Raw genomic sequence first — 15907 nt, 5'->3', positions numbered from 1 at the left:
TGGTGGGTATGTCTGAAACACCTGAGATCCCGGCCGGAATCACGGTGCGGGATGCCCATCTGCACAATTTGCGGAATGTCGATGTTGATATTCCCCGGGACACCCTCGTTGCAGTGACGGGGGTGTCCGGATCCGGCAAATCCTCGCTCGCCTTCGGCACCATTCATGGCGAGGGGCAAAGACGCTACCTCGAATCGGTTGCGCCGTTCGCGCGCCGCCTCATCGGTTCGGCGGTTGACCCGCAAGTAAGCGAGGTCGATGGTCTGCCTCCGACCGTCGCTCTGCAGCAATCTACCTCCGGAGGCGGGGCACGTTCCACGGTGGGCACTGTGTCCGCCTTGTCGAACAGCATCCGGCTGCTTTACTCGCGTGCCGGCGACAACCCGCAGGGCTTGTACTCCGACTCGTTCTCACCGAATACCCCGGAGGGCATGTGTCCGACATGCCAGGGGACCGGTGTCGTTCACGAGCCGACGGAGCAATCGATGGTGCCAGACCCGACACTGTCCATCGAGGACGGAGCTATCCAGGCATGGCCCGGCGCTTGGGCGGGGAAGAATTTCCACGACATCCTGCAAACGCTCGGCTACGACCTGGACTCGCCGTGGCAGGACCTTCCGCAGGAGGACCGCGACTGGATTCTCTTCACCGATGAGCGGCCGGTGGTGACTGTGAAGCCGTTGCGCGGCGCCGACCAGATCCAGCGGAACTACAAGGGAACGTGGCGCTCGGTGGCGAGCTACCTCACCAACACCCTCGCAGAGACCCAGTCCGACACCCTGCGCAGGCGCGTTCTGTCTTTCATGGAGTCCCGCACGTGCGAGACATGCGACGGGCGCCGCTTGAATCCGGAAGCACTTAAAGTCACCTATGCGGGCATGCCTATCGACGAGCTCGGTGCTCTGCCCCTCGATCGAGTTCATGCGGTCCTCGCGGAGCAAGAGCCGGACGAGAACTCGGCGGAGGATTTGCTGCTCAAACAAATCCTGCCCGCGCTGCAGTCAGCGCTCGACCTCGGGCTGGCTCACCTGAGTCTCGACCGTCCCGCACCGACACTGTCTGCGGGCGAATTGCAACGCATCCGTCTCTCCGCCCAGCTGCGTTCGGGGCTCTTCGGGGTGGCGTACGTGCTTGACGAGCCGTCAGCAGGATTGCACCCAGAAGAGCGTGGCGCCGTTCTAGACATTTGCCGCCGTTTCATCGCCGCCGGCAATTCGGTTCTGCTCGTGGAGCATGACATGGACTTGGTTGCGGAGACCGACTGGCTCGTCGATGTCGGGCCACTCGCTGGCGAGCAGGGCGGTGAAGTGGTTTACTCCGGCCCGACCGCGAATTACGACGCGGATACACCGACAGCTCACGCCCTGAACAACCGCACGCTGCGGCTTAAAGGCGACCCGCGCCCCGCGACGGGGACTCTGTCGCTCAATGGGATCGATGCCCGGTCGATCGACGGCCTCGACGTCGATTTCGGCCTCGGCCAGTTCACTGCGGTGGCGGGGGTGTCCGGCTCGGGGAAGTCGACTCTCGTTAGCACGGTCCTCGCTGGTGTGCTGCGCGACTCGGCGAGAGCCGTGGCTGACCCTGACGACGAGGACGGAATGCAGGACGCGGGGGAATGGAACGTCGATACGCATTCCGGCGTTGACGCCGTGAGCCGTGTCGTGCAAATCACCCAGAAACCGATCGGGCGCACACCGCGCTCGACACTCGCCACCTACACTGGGCTTTTCGACGATGTCCGCAAACTCTTCGCTTCCACTCCTGAGGCGAAGAAGCGTGCATGGACCGTCTCGCGTTTTTCCTACAACGTGAAACAGGGGCAGTGCCCGACCTGCGGCGGTGCGGGCAAGATTGAGGTCGAGCTTGTCTTCCTCCCTGGTTCGTACACCACTTGCCCGGACTGCGGCGGAGCCCGCTACAACGACGAGACTCTCGAGGTGACGTGGCAGGGCCGGACAATCGCGGAGATCCTCGACCTCACCGTCGATGAAGCAGCGGGGGCATTCGCCGAGGAACCCAAGATTCTTCGAGCTGTGGAGACGCTCCAAGCAGTCGGCCTGGGATACCTTCGGCTGGGGCAGGGCGCCCCGGAGCTTTCCGGTGGTGAGGCCCAGCGCATCAAGCTCGCCACCGAGCTACAGCGTTCCCGAACTTCGCGCCGTGGCCACACGGTGTATCTCCTGGATGAACCGACAACTGGCCTCCACCCGGCGGATATCGAGCTCCTCGTGGCTGAGCTCAACTCTCTCGTCGACGCGGGCCAGACCGTGATTGTCGTCGAACACGATCTCTCCGTGCTCGCTCAGGCTGACCGCGTCATTGAGATGGGGCCGGGAGCGGGCGCAGCAGGTGGGCACGTCATCGCGGACGGAACACCGATTGATCTAGCGGAGAAAGACACCGCCACCGGACGTGCGCTGGGTGCGCGGCGCCGGGCGCACTAGCGGGACGCGGGCAACGTAGCCACGCGTCGCCCCGCCCCCGGAAGCCAAATGCAGCTACCAACTTGCAGCTAACAGCCGTATTTAGGCGTTTAGCTGCAGCCTAGTAGCTGCATTTGGTGTTCTGATGCGGCCCAGCCAGGGCTGTTCCCGGCTGGGCCAGCCGCCGCGGTCGGGGAGCGTCGGCGGAGGTGGTTTAGGCCTTGTTGATCGGGGTCGGCTCGATCTTCCAAACCTCATTGGCGTAGTCGCGGATCGTGCGGTCGGAGGAGAAGCGGCCCGACTCGCAGATATTGATCCAGCACATCCGTGCCCAGTGCAGCGGGTCCTCGTAGTACTCAGCGGCCATACGGTCGCGGGTCTCCTTGTAGGACTCGAAGTCGCCCAGGACGTAGTAAGGGTCGGGGGTGTTCCAGCCACCGTCGACAAGCAGGGAATCGCGCAGGTCGGAGAACATGCCGGTGTGGTTGTCGTCGAGGGTGCCGTCGATAAGCGCGTCGAGTGCGCGCTTGATGGCGGGGTTGGACTCGTAGAGCTCGCTCGGGTTGTAGTTCTTTTTCAGCTCCGGAAGCTCCTCTTCCCGTGCGCCGAAGATGTACGCGTTCTCCTCGCCGACGGAATCGACGATCTCGACGTTGGCGCCGTCCATCGTGCCGAGGGTGAGCGCGCCGTTCATCATGAACTTCATGTTCGAGGTGCCGGATGCCTCCTTGCCCGCAGTGGAGATCTGCTCGGAGACGTCCGTGGCCGGAATGATGTGCTCGGCGGGCGAGACGTTGTAATTCTCGACAAAGACAACGCGCAGGTACTGCGATGTCTCCGGGTCGTTATTGACCACGTCGCCGATCGCGTTGATCAGCTTGATGATGGCCTTGGCGCGGTCGTAGCCCGGCGCCGCCTTCGCACCGAAGATGAACGTGCGCTTCGGGATGCCCCGCTCGCCGTCCTTAATGCGGAAGTGCAGGTCGAGGATGTAGAGGGCGTTGAGCAGCTGGCGCTTGTACTCGTGCAGGCGCTTAATCTGGGTGTCGTAGACCGACTCCGGGTCGATGTCCACGTGCTCGTGGACGCGCACCCAGTCGGCGAAGTCGCGCTTATTCGCCGCCTTGATTTCGCGCAGCTCCTCCATCACTGCGTCGTCGTCGGCGAAGTGGCGCAGCTCCTTGAGCTTGTCCATGTCGGTGACCCATTCATCGGAGCCCACGAGGCGGTCCAAGAGTTCGGATAGGCGCGGATTGCTCATGCGCAGCCAGCGGCGCGGGGTGACACCGTTGGTCTTGTTGTTGAACCTCTCCGGGTACAGGTCGTGCCAGAAACCGAGGGTGTCGCGTTTGATGATCTCGGTATGGATCGCGGCCACGCCGTTGACGGAGTACGAGCTGTAGCAGGCAATCCAGGCCATGTGGACCTTGCCGTCATGGATCGGGGAATAGTGGTGGATCGTGTCGGGTTCGAGGCCGCGGCCCGCCATGTCTTCACGGTAACGGCGGTCGATCTCCACCACGATTTCCCAGATGCGCCCGAAGAGCTTCTGGAAGATCGACACATCCCAGGTCTCCAGGGCCTCCTGCAGCACGGTGTGGTTGGTGTAGGCGAATGTCTTGGTGGTCACGTCCCAGGCGTCTTCCCAGGACATGCCGTGTTCGTCGAGAAGCAGGCGCATGAGTTCTGGGATGCCCAGCACCGGGTGGGTGTCGTTGAGCTGCACGGAGTTATAGTCGGCGAAGCCGCGCAGGTCCTCGCCGTGGTGCGCGATGTAGTTGTCCACCATCTCCTGCAGCGACGCGGACACGAAGAAGTACTGCTGCCGCACGCGCAGCACCTTGCCGTCATACGTGGTGTCGTTCGGGTACAGCACGCGGGTGAGGTCGTGGACGGCCTCGCGCTCCAAGATTGCGTCGGAGAAGCGCTGGGAGTTGAAGGCGTCGTAGTCGAATTCGGTCATTGGGGACGCGTCCCACAGACGCAGTGTTCCGACATTGTCGGTGCCGTAGCCGGTGATCGGCATGTCGAAGGGGATGGCGCGAACGTGCATGTCGTCGAATTTGACGATGCGCTGCTGGGTCCCACGGCGGACGACGAACGGGTAGAAGCTCTCCTTCCACGCGTCCGGGTGTTCTTTCTGGAAACCGTCCACGATCTCCTGGCGGAACAAGCCGTAGCGGTAGAGCAGGCCGTAACCGGTGACCGGGTAGTCCTGAGCCGCAGCGGAGTCGAGGAAGCACGCGGCGAGACGCCCCAAGCCGCCGTTGCCGAGTGCCGCGTCGTGCTCAGCCTCGAGAACGTTGAGGAAATCCTGGCCATTCTCCTCTGCAGCCTTGATCGCGTCGTCGACGAGCCCCAGGTTGGTCAGGTTGTTCAGCAGTGCCCGGCCCATGAGGAATTCGGCGGAGAAGTAGGCCTGCTGGCGCGTCGCCGCGTACGCCTCGCGGGTGGCGTCCCACTTGTCGGCGAATTGCTCGATGGCCGCGAGGGATAGGCCGGTCCAGAATTTCTTTCGGCTGGACGTGTCGGGGGCCGAGCCCGAAACCGAGCGGACATGGCCGCCGACAGTGTCGATGAATGCAGGTGGGTGAGCTGGCAGATTCATGCGTTGATACCTCAGGTAGTCAAATCGTCTACAGGATCGCTAACGCCCGCCACTGTACCGGGATTGATGGTGGGCGGTGGTCGTCGTTCTAGCTATGCTGAGGCTGTTGCAGGCGGAAACGAGAGCTCTTGCGCGGGGAAAATAGTGTGGCAGCTCGTGCGGGGGCTGCGCGGCTGCTAGGGCCGGCGATCATGGGGCGTGGCCAGGTACGTCAACACTGCTGCCGCCGCGGCATTGGTGGCAGCGTAAACCGTCGGCTCATATTCCGGCAGGAATGTCGGCATGTGGTTGACGGGCACATCGGTGACAACGCGGTCTTCGGCGACGGCCTTGTCCCACACGGTGCGGGGAGTGGAGCCGATGAGCCAGAAGATATAGGGGACTCCGAACGCGAGGGGAATGTTGGCGAAGTCCTCGGAGACTGTCGACGGTTCGGCATCCACGGAGTCCGGGCCGAAGACCTCGTCGAAGGTCGAGCGAACTGTCATGAATGCGCCTCGGTCGTTGTCCAGCAGCTCGCCGTGGGCGAAGTACTCGAAATACGGTTCCTCTTTGATGCCGGAGGCCTCGCACTCGGCGATGACGATGCGCTGGATGGCCTCGTAGACCTTGTTCTTCACTGCGTCGTTGTAGAAGCGGCAGTTGAGCACTAACTCAGCGTGGTCCGGAATGATGTTGTTGGTGGTGCCTGCCTTGATCTGCCCGACGGACACCACGGCAAAGTCGCGCGGGTTCACTTCGCGGCCGACAATGCCTTGCAGCCGCAGGACGATGTGCGCTGCGGTGTAGGTCGGGTCGACGGCAGCATGCGGCATGGACCCGTGGGCGCCGCGGCCCGGAATGCGGATGCGGATGGAATCACAGGCCGCGAACTGCGGACCTGGTTTTGTTTGAACCTGGCCAGCACGACCAGGCATGACGTGCTGGCCTAAGCAAATGTCCGGGCGGGGGATCCGGTCGGTGAGGTGGTCGGTGATCATGTCGGTGGCACCGCGACCGAGCTCCTCACCCGGCTGGAAGAGAGCCACAAAAGTGCCCGACCAGTGGTCCCGGTTGTTGTCCATGATGTCGCACAGACCCAGTAGGGCAGTCACGTGCATATCGTGGCCGCAGGCGTGCATGAGGCCGGTGACGGAGCCGTCGTCACGCGTTGCTGTGTCCCGCGATGCGTACGGCGCACCGGTGGTCTCTGTGACGGGGAGTCCGTCGATATCCGCGCGGAAGAGAACTGTCGGCCCCGCGGTGCCGTTGACTGCTTGCCCGCTGTGGAACACTGCGACGATGCCGTATCCGCCGATCGGCGAAATGATCTGGCAGTCGAACCTCTCGAGCTCCTTCAGGATGCGCTCGTGGGTGTTCTTCTCCTGCAGGGACAGCTCTGGGTGGGCGTGGAGGTGCTCGTACAGCTCGCGCTGCCACGCGGGATCCACCGTGTAATTCCGCAGAATCTCTTTGATCTCGCTTGGGTCGGCGTGTGCGGGCATGTAAGTCGAGGCCTCCTTGGAGCGGCTGGTGCTGCTGTGTTATTAAACGACCAGTGTAAGCGGGAAGCCGTTGCGGCGTTCCGTGACTCGGCGGGCGGTCGTGCCACGCCTTAGCGGTTCAGGGCCGGGTTGTAGAGCAAAGTGTTGCGTGGTGGCGCGCATTCGGTGGCGATACGGATGTTCCCCGCGATAGAGCCTTCTTCGCGCAGGCGGTACAGGCTGCTGACCATGCGGTCGCGGATGTCGTAAGGCGAGAGGGTGTTCACGTAGACCTTGGTCCCGCCCTCGAAACCGGCGAGGGTGGACACACGCCATTTGATGTTGATGCGCCAAGGCATAGGAACATCGAGGTCGACGGGCTTGTGGTGCCACTCCTCGTTGCAGGGAACCTGCGCACCCGTTCCGGCGTGCCCGGCGTGGAGCAGGTCGGACATGGCGCGGACTTCTTCCTCCGTCTGCAGCCAGGGCTCCGGGGTGGGGGACTTCGAGTACACGCTGATGGTGGGGTAGCGGTGGCCGATCCCGGCGCACATGATCGCGTGGTCGTTCTCCGCGATGATCAGGTTGTGGTAGCTCGAATAATTGATGCCCCACTCGTTGTACATGTTGGGGTTCTGCCGCAACTTGGCTATCTCGATGTCGGCCTGGACGCCGCGCTCGTCGATAGCTACGAGCTGCTTGTGCAGGTGCTCGAAGGAGGCGCCCGCGGGTGCCAGCCAATTCTGGAAGACCGAGACGTACGGCGCGTAGCGGTTGTGCTCGTAAAGGTCGCGCATGGAGTCGATTGTGAAGGCGATGAATGCGTAGTGCTCGTCGAGGGACAAGCTGCCGGAGGACGCCAGCTGGGTCGAGTTCTCTGCTCCGTCGGTGTAGTGGCGCCGGCCGATGATCACGTCGTGTCCTCCGCCGAAATACGCCGGGACGTGGGCGAGAAGTTCGTCTTCGCTGACGTTGTCGTCCCGTCCAGAGGCTTTGAGGCGGGTGCGCACGATGTTAAAGACATGGCGCCGCCCCTCGTCGTCGGCGAGGTACCGCTCCATCTGGTTCTGCCGCGACTCGTCCATGGTGAAGCCGTAATTTTGTGCCCAGTAGTCGTAGGACACGATCTCGAACAGGTTGGGTACGCGGCGGAACGCCGCTTCGGTGTGACTTAGCTGGTGGGGGAGAAGGTTGCGTTGGATCTCCCAGTGCCCATCGCGGTTGACCATGCGGGACTTCTCGGGAGGCGTGTTCAGTTGCTTATCGACGCAGAAATTGCAGTTGGCCGTGAAATCCCCCGGTTCGAGCGGACGCGGCTCTTGCTTGGGCACTGACAGCGGCCGGTTGCCGCGTCCCGGCACTGTCCACACCTGCGTGCCGGAGAACGGATTGAGTTGCTTGATGGTGCCGTCCGCCATCTGGTTCAGCGGATCGCGGGACGTTGCCAGGGGAGTCGACATGGGAAGCGTCGGATGTGTCATGGCTTCCAAGGCTATTCGCTACTCTGGCGTCATGCCGACGATTCAGTTTGACGTGCTCGTTCCCGACGATGCGGCGGGAAAGCAGGTAGAAGATGCTTTCGCGAACGCGGTGGACATCCTTGTCCGCCACGAGCGGCTCACCTCGGGCACGGTGACGCGGGATGCCTCCCCGGAGGTGCACGAGGACACCGAAGCGCAACTGCGCCACGCATTCGAGGAGGAGCGCGGGGAGGACCCTGGTGCAGCCGTGGTGCAGCGCTTCCTCATCACCGCGGAAGGGGCGAGCTCCGTGAACCAGTTGGCGATGGGCCTGTCCCGCGTGCTCACCCCCAAGGCTGACCTGCCCAAAGACCCGGTGGCCCTGGAGCGTCAGCTGGATTTCGAGCTGCCGGCGCTCTACCCCTGGGCCGTGGAAGTGTTGAGGTAGTCCACCGCCGCCTGCGCGCCGGCGCGCATCAACTGCGCGCGGACATCGTCAGTCTGCTCCCCGATGTCGACGGCGAGCACTCCTTCGGGCACCTCGGTATCAAATTCGCCGGCGAGGACGGCGACGATGGCATCGGTTCCTTCTGCCAGCTCAGTCACCACAGACACCACCTTGCCCGCGGTGGACTGGCCGTCGTATTTCCCTTCGCCAGTGACAACGAAGTGGGCATTAGCGATCGTCTCTTTGAGGCCCTGTGCGGAAGCGACGGTGCGTGCGCCCGAAACAACGTGAACGTGCTCGGTGTTGCCGTGCATCAGCTCGGACAACCAGGTGATGCCCACCGCAATGGCCCCGGCGGCACCGTAACCGGGCTGCTCCGGGTCTACGCCCGTCACCTCACACAGGTGGGCGAGCGCGGCATCAACCTTGTTTATCTCTTCCAAGCTTGCGCCTTTCTGCGGGCCGAAGACGTGGGCCGCCCCGTTAGGACCTGTGGCGGGGAACTCGGAATCCGCGAGGAGAACCCACTCGACGGACGCGGCCGGGATATTCACCTTCGCGGTGTCGAAATGGTCGAGATCGCCCAAGGCTCCTCCGCCGTGGCGCAGCGGGTGGCCGTCGGAGTCGAGCGGGTTCGCGCCTAGGGCGACGAGGACGCCCGTTCCGCCGTCGATTGTCGCAGATCCGCCAAGGCCGAGCACGATGCGGCGGGAGCCGCGGGTTTGCGCGTCCGCGATGAGCACACCGGTGCCGTAGGTGTCGCCGGTTAGCGGCACCGGATTGTCTTTGACAGCCGGCAGGCCTGAGGCCGCGGACACATCGATGTAGGCAGTCTGTTCGGCCGCGTTGAAGGTGTAGCTTGCCTCCGTCAGACGGCCCGCAGCGTCGGTCGTGGGCAGTGTGATGGTCTCACCACTAAACAGTGCTGCTGTTCCCTCGCCCCCATCAGCCATGGGTATGTGATTAATGTCACAATCTACAATGACGGATTGAATACCCTCCGCGATCCACTCCGCCGCCTGTTGCGACGTCGCGGATCCTTTGAAAGAATCCGGCGCCACAACGACACGGAGCGTTTCCGCGTCGGCATCGAAATTTGCTGGTAAGCCCGCGCCCTCATCCTCCTGCGATGATGGGGTAGAAGTCGGTCTGTAGTTCACCATGGTGGAGGTGCTCCTTTATTTTCAGGCGGCGCGGGGCAGAATCGGCGGCGCGAAATATGTGTGTATGTAACGCGTCTGCTCTCCCTGACGTTATCAATTCGCCTTTGAAGGGGCCTTGGGCGCTCTTTGCGGGACTATAGTTTTTTAATCGTCGAGTAGTTGTGAGAAAGGATCGACGATGACATCAAGCGAGAATCAACTTTCGGAGTACTACAGCAAACTCCTCAAGCGCAATGCGGGGGAGCCGGAGTTCCACCAGGCAGTCGCTGAGGTGCTGGACTCGCTGAAAATTGTCCTGCAGAAGGATCCCCACTACAACGATTATGGTCTGATCGAGCGTCTCTGCGAGCCGGAGCGCCAGATCATCTTCCGCGTCCCGTGGGTCGCGGACAACGGCGATGTCCGCGTCAACCGCGGCTTCCGCGTCCAGTTTAACTCGGCACTCGGCCCCTACAAGGGCGGTCTGCGTTTCCACCCGAGCGTGAACCTCTCCATTATCAAGTTCCTTGGTTTCGAGCAGATCTTCAAGAACTCCCTGACCGGCCTGCCCATCGGCGGCGGCAAGGGCGGCTCCGACTTCGACCCGAAGGGCAAGTCCGAAGCTGAGATCATGCGCTTCTGCCAGTCGTTTATGACTGAGCTTTACCGCCACATCGGCGAGTACCGCGACGTGCCCGCCGGCGACATCGGCGTCGGCGGCCGTGAGATCGGTTTCCTCTTCGGCCAGTACCGTCGCCTGGCCAACGAGCATGAGTCCGGTGTGCTCACCGGCAAGGGCCTGACGTGGGGCGGATCACTCGTGCGCACCGAGGCAACCGGTTACGGCGTCGTGTACATCACCGCCGAGGCGATGAAGCACAACAACGAGAGCCTGTCCGGCGCCAAGGTGATCGTCTCCGGTTCCGGTAACGTTGCCATCTACGCAATTGAGAAGGCCCAGGAACTCGGCGCCACCGTCATCGGTTTCTCCGACTCCTCCGGCTGGGTTGAGACCCCCAACGGTGTCGACGTCGAGCTGCTCAAGGAGATCAAGGAAGTCCGCCGCGGCCGCGTCAGCGAATACGCTGGCGAGATCGAGGACGCGACCTTCCACGACGACGGCTCCATCTGGGACCTGAAGGCCGATGTTGCCCTGCCTTGCGCTACCCAGAACGAGCTGGACGGCGACCACGCCCAAAAGCTCGTGGACAACGGGGTCAAGTACGTGGCCGAGGGCGCGAACATGCCGTCGACCGCCGAGGCGATCGAGACCTTCCGCGCGAACAAGATTCACTTCCTGCCTGGCAAGGCCGCCAACGCCGGTGGTGTGGCAACCTCAGCGCTGGAGATGCAGCAGAACGCTTCGCGCGACTCCTGGAACTTCGAGTACACGGATACCCGCCTGAAGCACATCATGGAGAACATCTTCCGAAACGCGTCGGCCACGGCAGCCGAATACGGCCACGAGGGCGACTATGTCGTGGGTGCGAACATCGCCGGTTTCAAGAAGGTCGCCGACGCTATGCTTGCCCAAGGCGTCATCTAGCCAGCATTCCTTCAGACCGAACCGCGGCCTGACCCGCTCCGACCCATTTCGGACACGCGCCCCGGCTTGCCGGGGCGTTTGCCGTTTCGCCAGTACGCTAAAGCCCATGTACCGCGTATTTGAAGCTCTCGATGAACTGGTCAACACCGTCGAACAGGCCTACGGCGTTCCGATGACGTCGAACTGCATGGTTCCTCGCAATGAAGTGCTCGCGCTTCTCGACGATATCCGCAACGCTTTCCCCGTCGAGATCGACGATGCGCAAGACGTCCTAGACAAACAGGATGAAATCCTGCGCGGCGCCGAGGACCGCGCCGACGCCATTATCGGCGACGCGGAAGGCGAGGCCCAGCGACTGGTCACCGAGGCGCACGACGAGTCCGAATCGATGTTGAGCGATGCTCAGCAGCGTTCAACCCTCATGGTGTCTAACGCCGAAGAGGATGCGAACAATACCGTCAACCGTGCCCGTGAAGAAGCAGATGAGATGGTGGAGCGCGCACGCCGCGAGGCTGAGCGTCTCGTCGCCGACGGCAACGAGTCTTACGACCGTTCTGTCGCCGAGGGCCTGCAGGAGCAGCAGCGCCTGGTGTCCGAGGCTGAGGTCACCAGACGTGCCGACGAGGAGGCGCACCGCATCGTCGAGTCGGCGCACGCCGAGTCCAGCCGCCTGCGTGGTGAATGCGACGAGTACGTCGACGGCAAGCTTGCCGAGTTCGAGGAGACGCTCACCAGTGTGCTTCGCACCGTCACCTCGGACCGTTCCGCACTGCGCCACGGGGCAGGCGCGTCGGGCCACTACGACCGGGGTGCCAGGGAGGTCCGCGGGGACCGCGAGATGCGCGACCTGCGCGGTGGCTACTCTCGCGGCAACTAATGCTTCGGCATTCGCGGTAACGAAACGCGTCAACGAAAAGCTCCCGTTCGCCCCGCATTGGTAGCAGGGGCGAACGGCGGGTTGCACTGCAATGTATCCTGGTGGGCGTTATGGCTACTAATCCGTTTCTCGTGGATGTCTCCGCCGCCTTGCACGGAGATGGTCTTCCGGTGACCACCACCCAAACCGGCCCGGCACCATCGCGCATCGGCCCAGAGATGATCGCTATTCCGGAAGGCCAGGAGGTCACCGTCGAGTCCACGGTCACTCCGCTTGGCGGAGGAGTGCTGGTGGATGCGACGGTTACTGCCCAGCTGAAAGGGCAGTGCGTGCGCTGTCTGCGCGAGCTGACTCCGACGGAGACGATCAGGGTTTCCCAGGTCTTCTCCGGGTCGGATGATTTCATTACTGGCGACGATCAAGTGGCCGAGGATGACGGTTCGGGCGATGACGTGCCGCAAATCGTCGACGACACCGTGGACTTGGAGCAGTCTTTCGTGGATGAGGCGGGTCTGAATCTTCCGTTCAACCCGGTGTGCGAGCCAGCATGCCCCGCAGATTCCGATGTGCCGGCGCCCGACGGTGTCTCCGGTGAGGCGAACGACGTGGTGGATCCGCGCTGGGCCGGGTTGGAGAAATTCCTGTCCGACAGCTCCGACAACTAGCGGGGGAGTCACGTGCCACGCGCTAAGAAGAATAGGATTCCCGGCGACCAAGCTCTGGCTGAAGCATTCGCGGCAGTGGATCACGCTCCGCTGCTTGAGAAGATTGGTGTGGACATCGCCGAGGAGAACCTGCGTCTAGCTCTCACGCACCGCTCGTTCGCGAACGAGCACGGAACGTTGCCGAATAACGAGCGTCTTGAGTTCGTCGGTGATGCTGTGCTCGGCTTGACCATCGCCAACGCACTCTTTGAGCGCTTTCCGTCCCGCCCGGAGTCGGATCTGTCCCCAATGCGCGCGCGGATCGTCTCGCGTTACGGGCTTGCGGACATCGCGCGCGAGATCGGTCTCGGCGCCCACATTCTGCTGGGCAAAGGCGAGGAGACCAGCGGAGGCCGTGACAAAGACTCCATCCTGGCCGACACGACGGAGGCAGTTCTTGGCGCGGTCTTTCGCCAGCACGGCTTCAACGCCACTCGCGACGTCATCTTGCGCTTGTTCGGGGACAAGATCGACAACGCGCACTGGATCCAGGATTGGAAGACCGAGCTACAGGAGCGCGTCGCGGAGCTCGGCGGCCACCCGCCGCTGTACACCGCCACGGCCGAGGGGCCGGAGCACGAGCAGGTCTTCACTGCGCAGGCGCTTATCGACGGAACGTCCCGCGGCACCGGACGCGGCCACAACAAGAAGACGGCGGAGCAGAATGCTGCCCGCGAGGCCTTCTTCTTCCTCAAAGATCACCCAGAGACCATCGCACTGCGGGGGTAGATCGTGCCTGAACTTCCTGAGGTGGAGGTGGTGCGCCGCGGGCTCGATGCGCACGTCGTCGGTTCGACATTCGGCGCGGTCGAGGTCCTCCACCCGCGTGTTGTCCGCGGTAACGACGTGGATCTTGCTGAGGTCTTGCCGGGGTTGCGCATCACCGGTACTGACCGTCGCGGCAAATTCCTCTGGCTCACGCTTTCCGACTATGCCGCGTTGCTCATCCACCTCCGCATGTCCGGCCAGATGCTCGTGAGCGAGCCGGGGTTAGTGGACAGCCCGCATCTGCGCATCCGAGCGCAGTTGACGGGCCCGGACGGCATCAAGGAATTGGCTTTCGTCGACCAGCGAACCTTCGGCTCGTGGCAGTACGTCCCGCTCGCTGAGCCCAGTTCCGGTCCCAGTCACAACCGCCCCGTCCCCGCAGCCATCCCGCACATCGCTGCGGACCCTTTCGAGCCCGATTTCGACACGGTTGCCGTGGCCCGGAGAATGCGCACGAAGAACGTCGCCGTGAAGACGATCCTGCTGGACCAATCCGTGGTCAGCGGCATCGGTTCGATCTACGCCGACGAGGCGATGTGGGCGGCGAGGGTGAAACCCACCCGCAAAGGCCGAGCGCTGCGCCAGCGCGATGCGGTGGCACTGCTTGAGGAATCCCGTGCTGTGATGGCCCGCGCGCTGGAGGCCGGCGGCACCAGCTTCGATTCCTTGTATGTGAACGTCAACGGTGCCAGCGGCTACTTCTCCCGTTCGCTGAACGCCTACGGCCAGGCTGGCAAACCGTGCGCGCGGTGCGGCGCACCGATCGAGAAAACCGTAGTCAACGGTCGGTCGAGCTATTTCTGCCCGGTGTGCCAAACGCTGTGAGCTCAGATGCTGTGAGCTGCTGGGGCACCCGGAAATCGTTGGTGTGTCCCACCAGCGTATAGAATCCCCCGCATGGAAGAACTCGAGTCGTTTGTGACGGACAACGTCAACGACAACCTCTGGAAGGTCATCCCGTTCCTACTGCTAGCGGCGGGCATCTACTTCGGCCTTCGGACGATCTTCGTCCAGATCCGCATGGTGCCGGACATGTTCAAGGCAGTCGCCGAAAGCCCTAAGGGCAAGGACCGTGAAGGCCGCGACTTGGATGAAGAATACGGTGGCATCTCTGCGTTCAAAGCGTTCACCATCTCCGCAGCGTCCCGTGTGGGCACCGGCAATATCGCAGGTGTGGCGCTGGCCATCACCATGGGCGGCCCGGGCGCGGTGTTCTGGATGTGGATCATCGCACTCGTCGGCGGCGCGACCTCGTTCGTCGAATCCACCCTGGCGCAGTTGTGGAAGACAAAGGATGCGGAGGGCAACTATCACGGCGGACCCGCTTACTACATCACCCGGGGCATGGGTGAGAAGTGGAAGCCGCTGGCCGTGATTTTCGCCGTGGCCATTTCGATCACCTACGGCTTTATCTACAACGCGATCCAGACCAACTCCATCGTCGAAGCCGTCGGAGGCTCCTTCGGCAGCGATTCCACCACACTGAAGACGGTGGTTGCCGCGCTCGTGGCCATTGTCACTGCATTGGTCATCTTCGGCGGCGTTACCCGCATCGCGAATGTCACACAGATCGTGGTCCCGTTCATGGCGGGTGCCTACATCATCGTCGGTGTCATCGTTCTCGTAGCGAATTACCGCGAGATCCCCGGAATGTTCGCCCTCATTGTGGAGCACGCTCTGGGTATTAAGGAGGTCGCCGGCGCGACCGTGGGCTACGCATTTATGAACGGCATGCGCCGCGGCTTGTTCTCCAACGAGGCTGGCCAGGGTTCGTCCCCGAACGCGGCCGCGACGGCGACAGTCTCCCACCCGGTCAAGCAGGGGCTGGTGCAGACTCTGGGCGTCTACTTCGACACCCTCATCGTCTGCTCGATCACGGCGTTCATCATTCTTCTCGGCCCCGCCCCGATGTACGGGGAAGAAGTGCAGGGCGCGGCGCTAACACAGTCCTCCCTCGCTGATTCGGTCGGTGCCTGGGGCACCCACTTCATCACCTTCATTCTGTTCTTCCTGGCGTTTTCCTCCGTGATCGGTAACTACTACCTCGCTCAGGCGAATATCGAGTACCTGACCAACAAGAAGTCGGTTCTGACGGTCTTCCGTCTCGGTGTCATCGGCTTTGTCATCTTCGGAGCCTTCGGCTCCCTGCCGTTGGTGTGGGCGCTGGGCGACACCATGGCCGCCACCATGGTCTTCATCAACCTCATCGCGATCATTCCGCTCGGTGGCATCGCATTCAAGCTGCTGAAGAACTTCAACGAGCAGCGTTCCCAGGGCATCGACCCGGTCTTCCACCGCGAAATGCTGCCTGAAGTCAAGAACATCGAGTACTGGGACGGGTCCGACCCGGTCACCCGCCGCAGCGCGGAAGACCGCGTTACCGTGGACGAGGTGCTCCGTGACGGCGCTGCCGAGGGCACCGATGAGGGCGGTCTCACCAGCCTGTAGCGGCCGGGCTGGACATC

At 62.9% G+C, this 15907-nt stretch carries 12 protein-coding genes; 8 read left to right on the top strand and 4 right to left on the bottom strand.

What is annotated here, in order from left to right:
• Nucleotides 1-8 precede the first annotated feature (8 nt).
• Nucleotides 9-2447, top strand: coding sequence for an excinuclease ABC subunit UvrA (locus QYQ98_RS02590; protein ID WP_302007212.1), 2439 nt, complete (start codon nucleotides 9-11; stop codon nucleotides 2445-2447).
• Between the two features lie 193 nt (nucleotides 2448-2640).
• Here QYQ98_RS02590 and QYQ98_RS02585 read toward each other — a convergent pair whose 3' ends face one another.
• The 3 genes from QYQ98_RS02585 to QYQ98_RS02575 all read right to left on the bottom strand — a co-directional run bounded on the left by QYQ98_RS02585 (nucleotide 2641) and on the right by QYQ98_RS02575 (nucleotide 7978).
• Nucleotides 2641-5034 carry a glycogen/starch/alpha-glucan phosphorylase gene (locus QYQ98_RS02585; RefSeq protein ID WP_302007211.1) on the bottom strand — a complete coding sequence of 798 codons (2394 nt, stop codon included), beginning with the start codon at nucleotides 5032-5034 and terminating at the stop codon, nucleotides 2641-2643.
• Nucleotides 5035-5210: 176 nt separating this feature from the next.
• A complete protein-coding gene (locus tag QYQ98_RS02580) occupies nucleotides 5211-6518 on the bottom strand; it encodes an amidohydrolase (protein ID WP_302007210.1) in 1308 nt (435 codons plus the stop codon).
• A 110-nt stretch (nucleotides 6519-6628) separates the two neighbouring features.
• Nucleotides 6629-7978 carry a DUF4921 family protein gene (locus QYQ98_RS02575; protein ID WP_302007209.1) on the bottom strand — a complete coding sequence of 450 codons (1350 nt, stop codon included), beginning with the start codon at nucleotides 7976-7978 and terminating at the stop codon, nucleotides 6629-6631.
• Nucleotides 7979-8009: 31 nt separating this feature from the next.
• Here QYQ98_RS02575 and QYQ98_RS02570 point away from each other — a divergent pair, with 31 nt between their 5' ends.
• Nucleotides 8010-8405: a hypothetical protein gene (locus tag QYQ98_RS02570; RefSeq protein ID WP_302007208.1), complete on the top strand. Its 396-nt coding sequence runs from the start codon at nucleotides 8010-8012 to the stop codon at nucleotides 8403-8405.
• On the opposite strand, the gene QYQ98_RS02565 is transcribed toward QYQ98_RS02570, so the two are convergent.
• Complete coding sequence (locus QYQ98_RS02565) at nucleotides 8375-9568, bottom strand: glycerate kinase (RefSeq protein ID WP_302007207.1); 1194 nt, start codon at nucleotides 9566-9568, stop codon at nucleotides 8375-8377. The genes QYQ98_RS02570 and QYQ98_RS02565 overlap by 31 nt on opposite strands.
• Nucleotides 9569-9746: 178 nt before the next feature.
• Between QYQ98_RS02565 and gdhA the strand changes: the two genes are divergently transcribed.
• The 6 genes from gdhA (at nucleotide 9747) to QYQ98_RS02535 (ending at nucleotide 15890) form a co-directional block, all read left to right on the top strand.
• Nucleotides 9747-11093 carry an NADP-specific glutamate dehydrogenase gene (gene gdhA / locus QYQ98_RS02560; RefSeq protein ID WP_302007206.1) on the top strand — a complete coding sequence of 449 codons (1347 nt, stop codon included), beginning with the start codon at nucleotides 9747-9749 and terminating at the stop codon, nucleotides 11091-11093.
• A gap of 106 nt (nucleotides 11094-11199) precedes the next feature.
• A complete protein-coding gene (locus QYQ98_RS02555; protein WP_302007205.1) occupies nucleotides 11200-11970 on the top strand; it encodes a DivIVA domain-containing protein in 771 nt (256 codons plus the stop codon).
• Between the two features lie 110 nt (nucleotides 11971-12080).
• Nucleotides 12081-12635 carry a DUF177 domain-containing protein gene (locus QYQ98_RS02550; RefSeq protein WP_302007204.1) on the top strand — a complete coding sequence of 185 codons (555 nt, stop codon included), beginning with the start codon at nucleotides 12081-12083 and terminating at the stop codon, nucleotides 12633-12635.
• A 12-nt stretch (nucleotides 12636-12647) separates the two neighbouring features.
• On the top strand, nucleotides 12648-13403 hold the full coding sequence (rnc, locus tag QYQ98_RS02545; RefSeq protein ID WP_302007203.1) for a ribonuclease III: 756 nt from the start codon (nucleotides 12648-12650) through the stop codon (nucleotides 13401-13403).
• 3 nt (nucleotides 13404-13406) lie between these two features.
• On the top strand, nucleotides 13407-14267 hold the full coding sequence (mutM, locus tag QYQ98_RS02540; RefSeq protein ID WP_302007202.1) for a bifunctional DNA-formamidopyrimidine glycosylase/DNA-(apurinic or apyrimidinic site) lyase: 861 nt from the start codon (nucleotides 13407-13409) through the stop codon (nucleotides 14265-14267).
• 72 nt (nucleotides 14268-14339) lie between these two features.
• Complete coding sequence (locus QYQ98_RS02535) at nucleotides 14340-15890, top strand: sodium:alanine symporter family protein (RefSeq protein WP_302007201.1); 1551 nt, start codon at nucleotides 14340-14342, stop codon at nucleotides 15888-15890.
• The last annotated feature ends 17 nt before the right edge of the window (nucleotides 15891-15907 follow it).

This window comes from Corynebacterium sp. P3-F1, from assembly GCF_030503635.1.
Taxonomy (GTDB): Bacteria; Actinomycetota; Actinomycetes; order Mycobacteriales; family Mycobacteriaceae; genus Corynebacterium.
The sequence above is the reverse complement of the archived record's forward strand: the minus strand, read 5'-3'. Positions and strand labels throughout refer to the sequence as shown.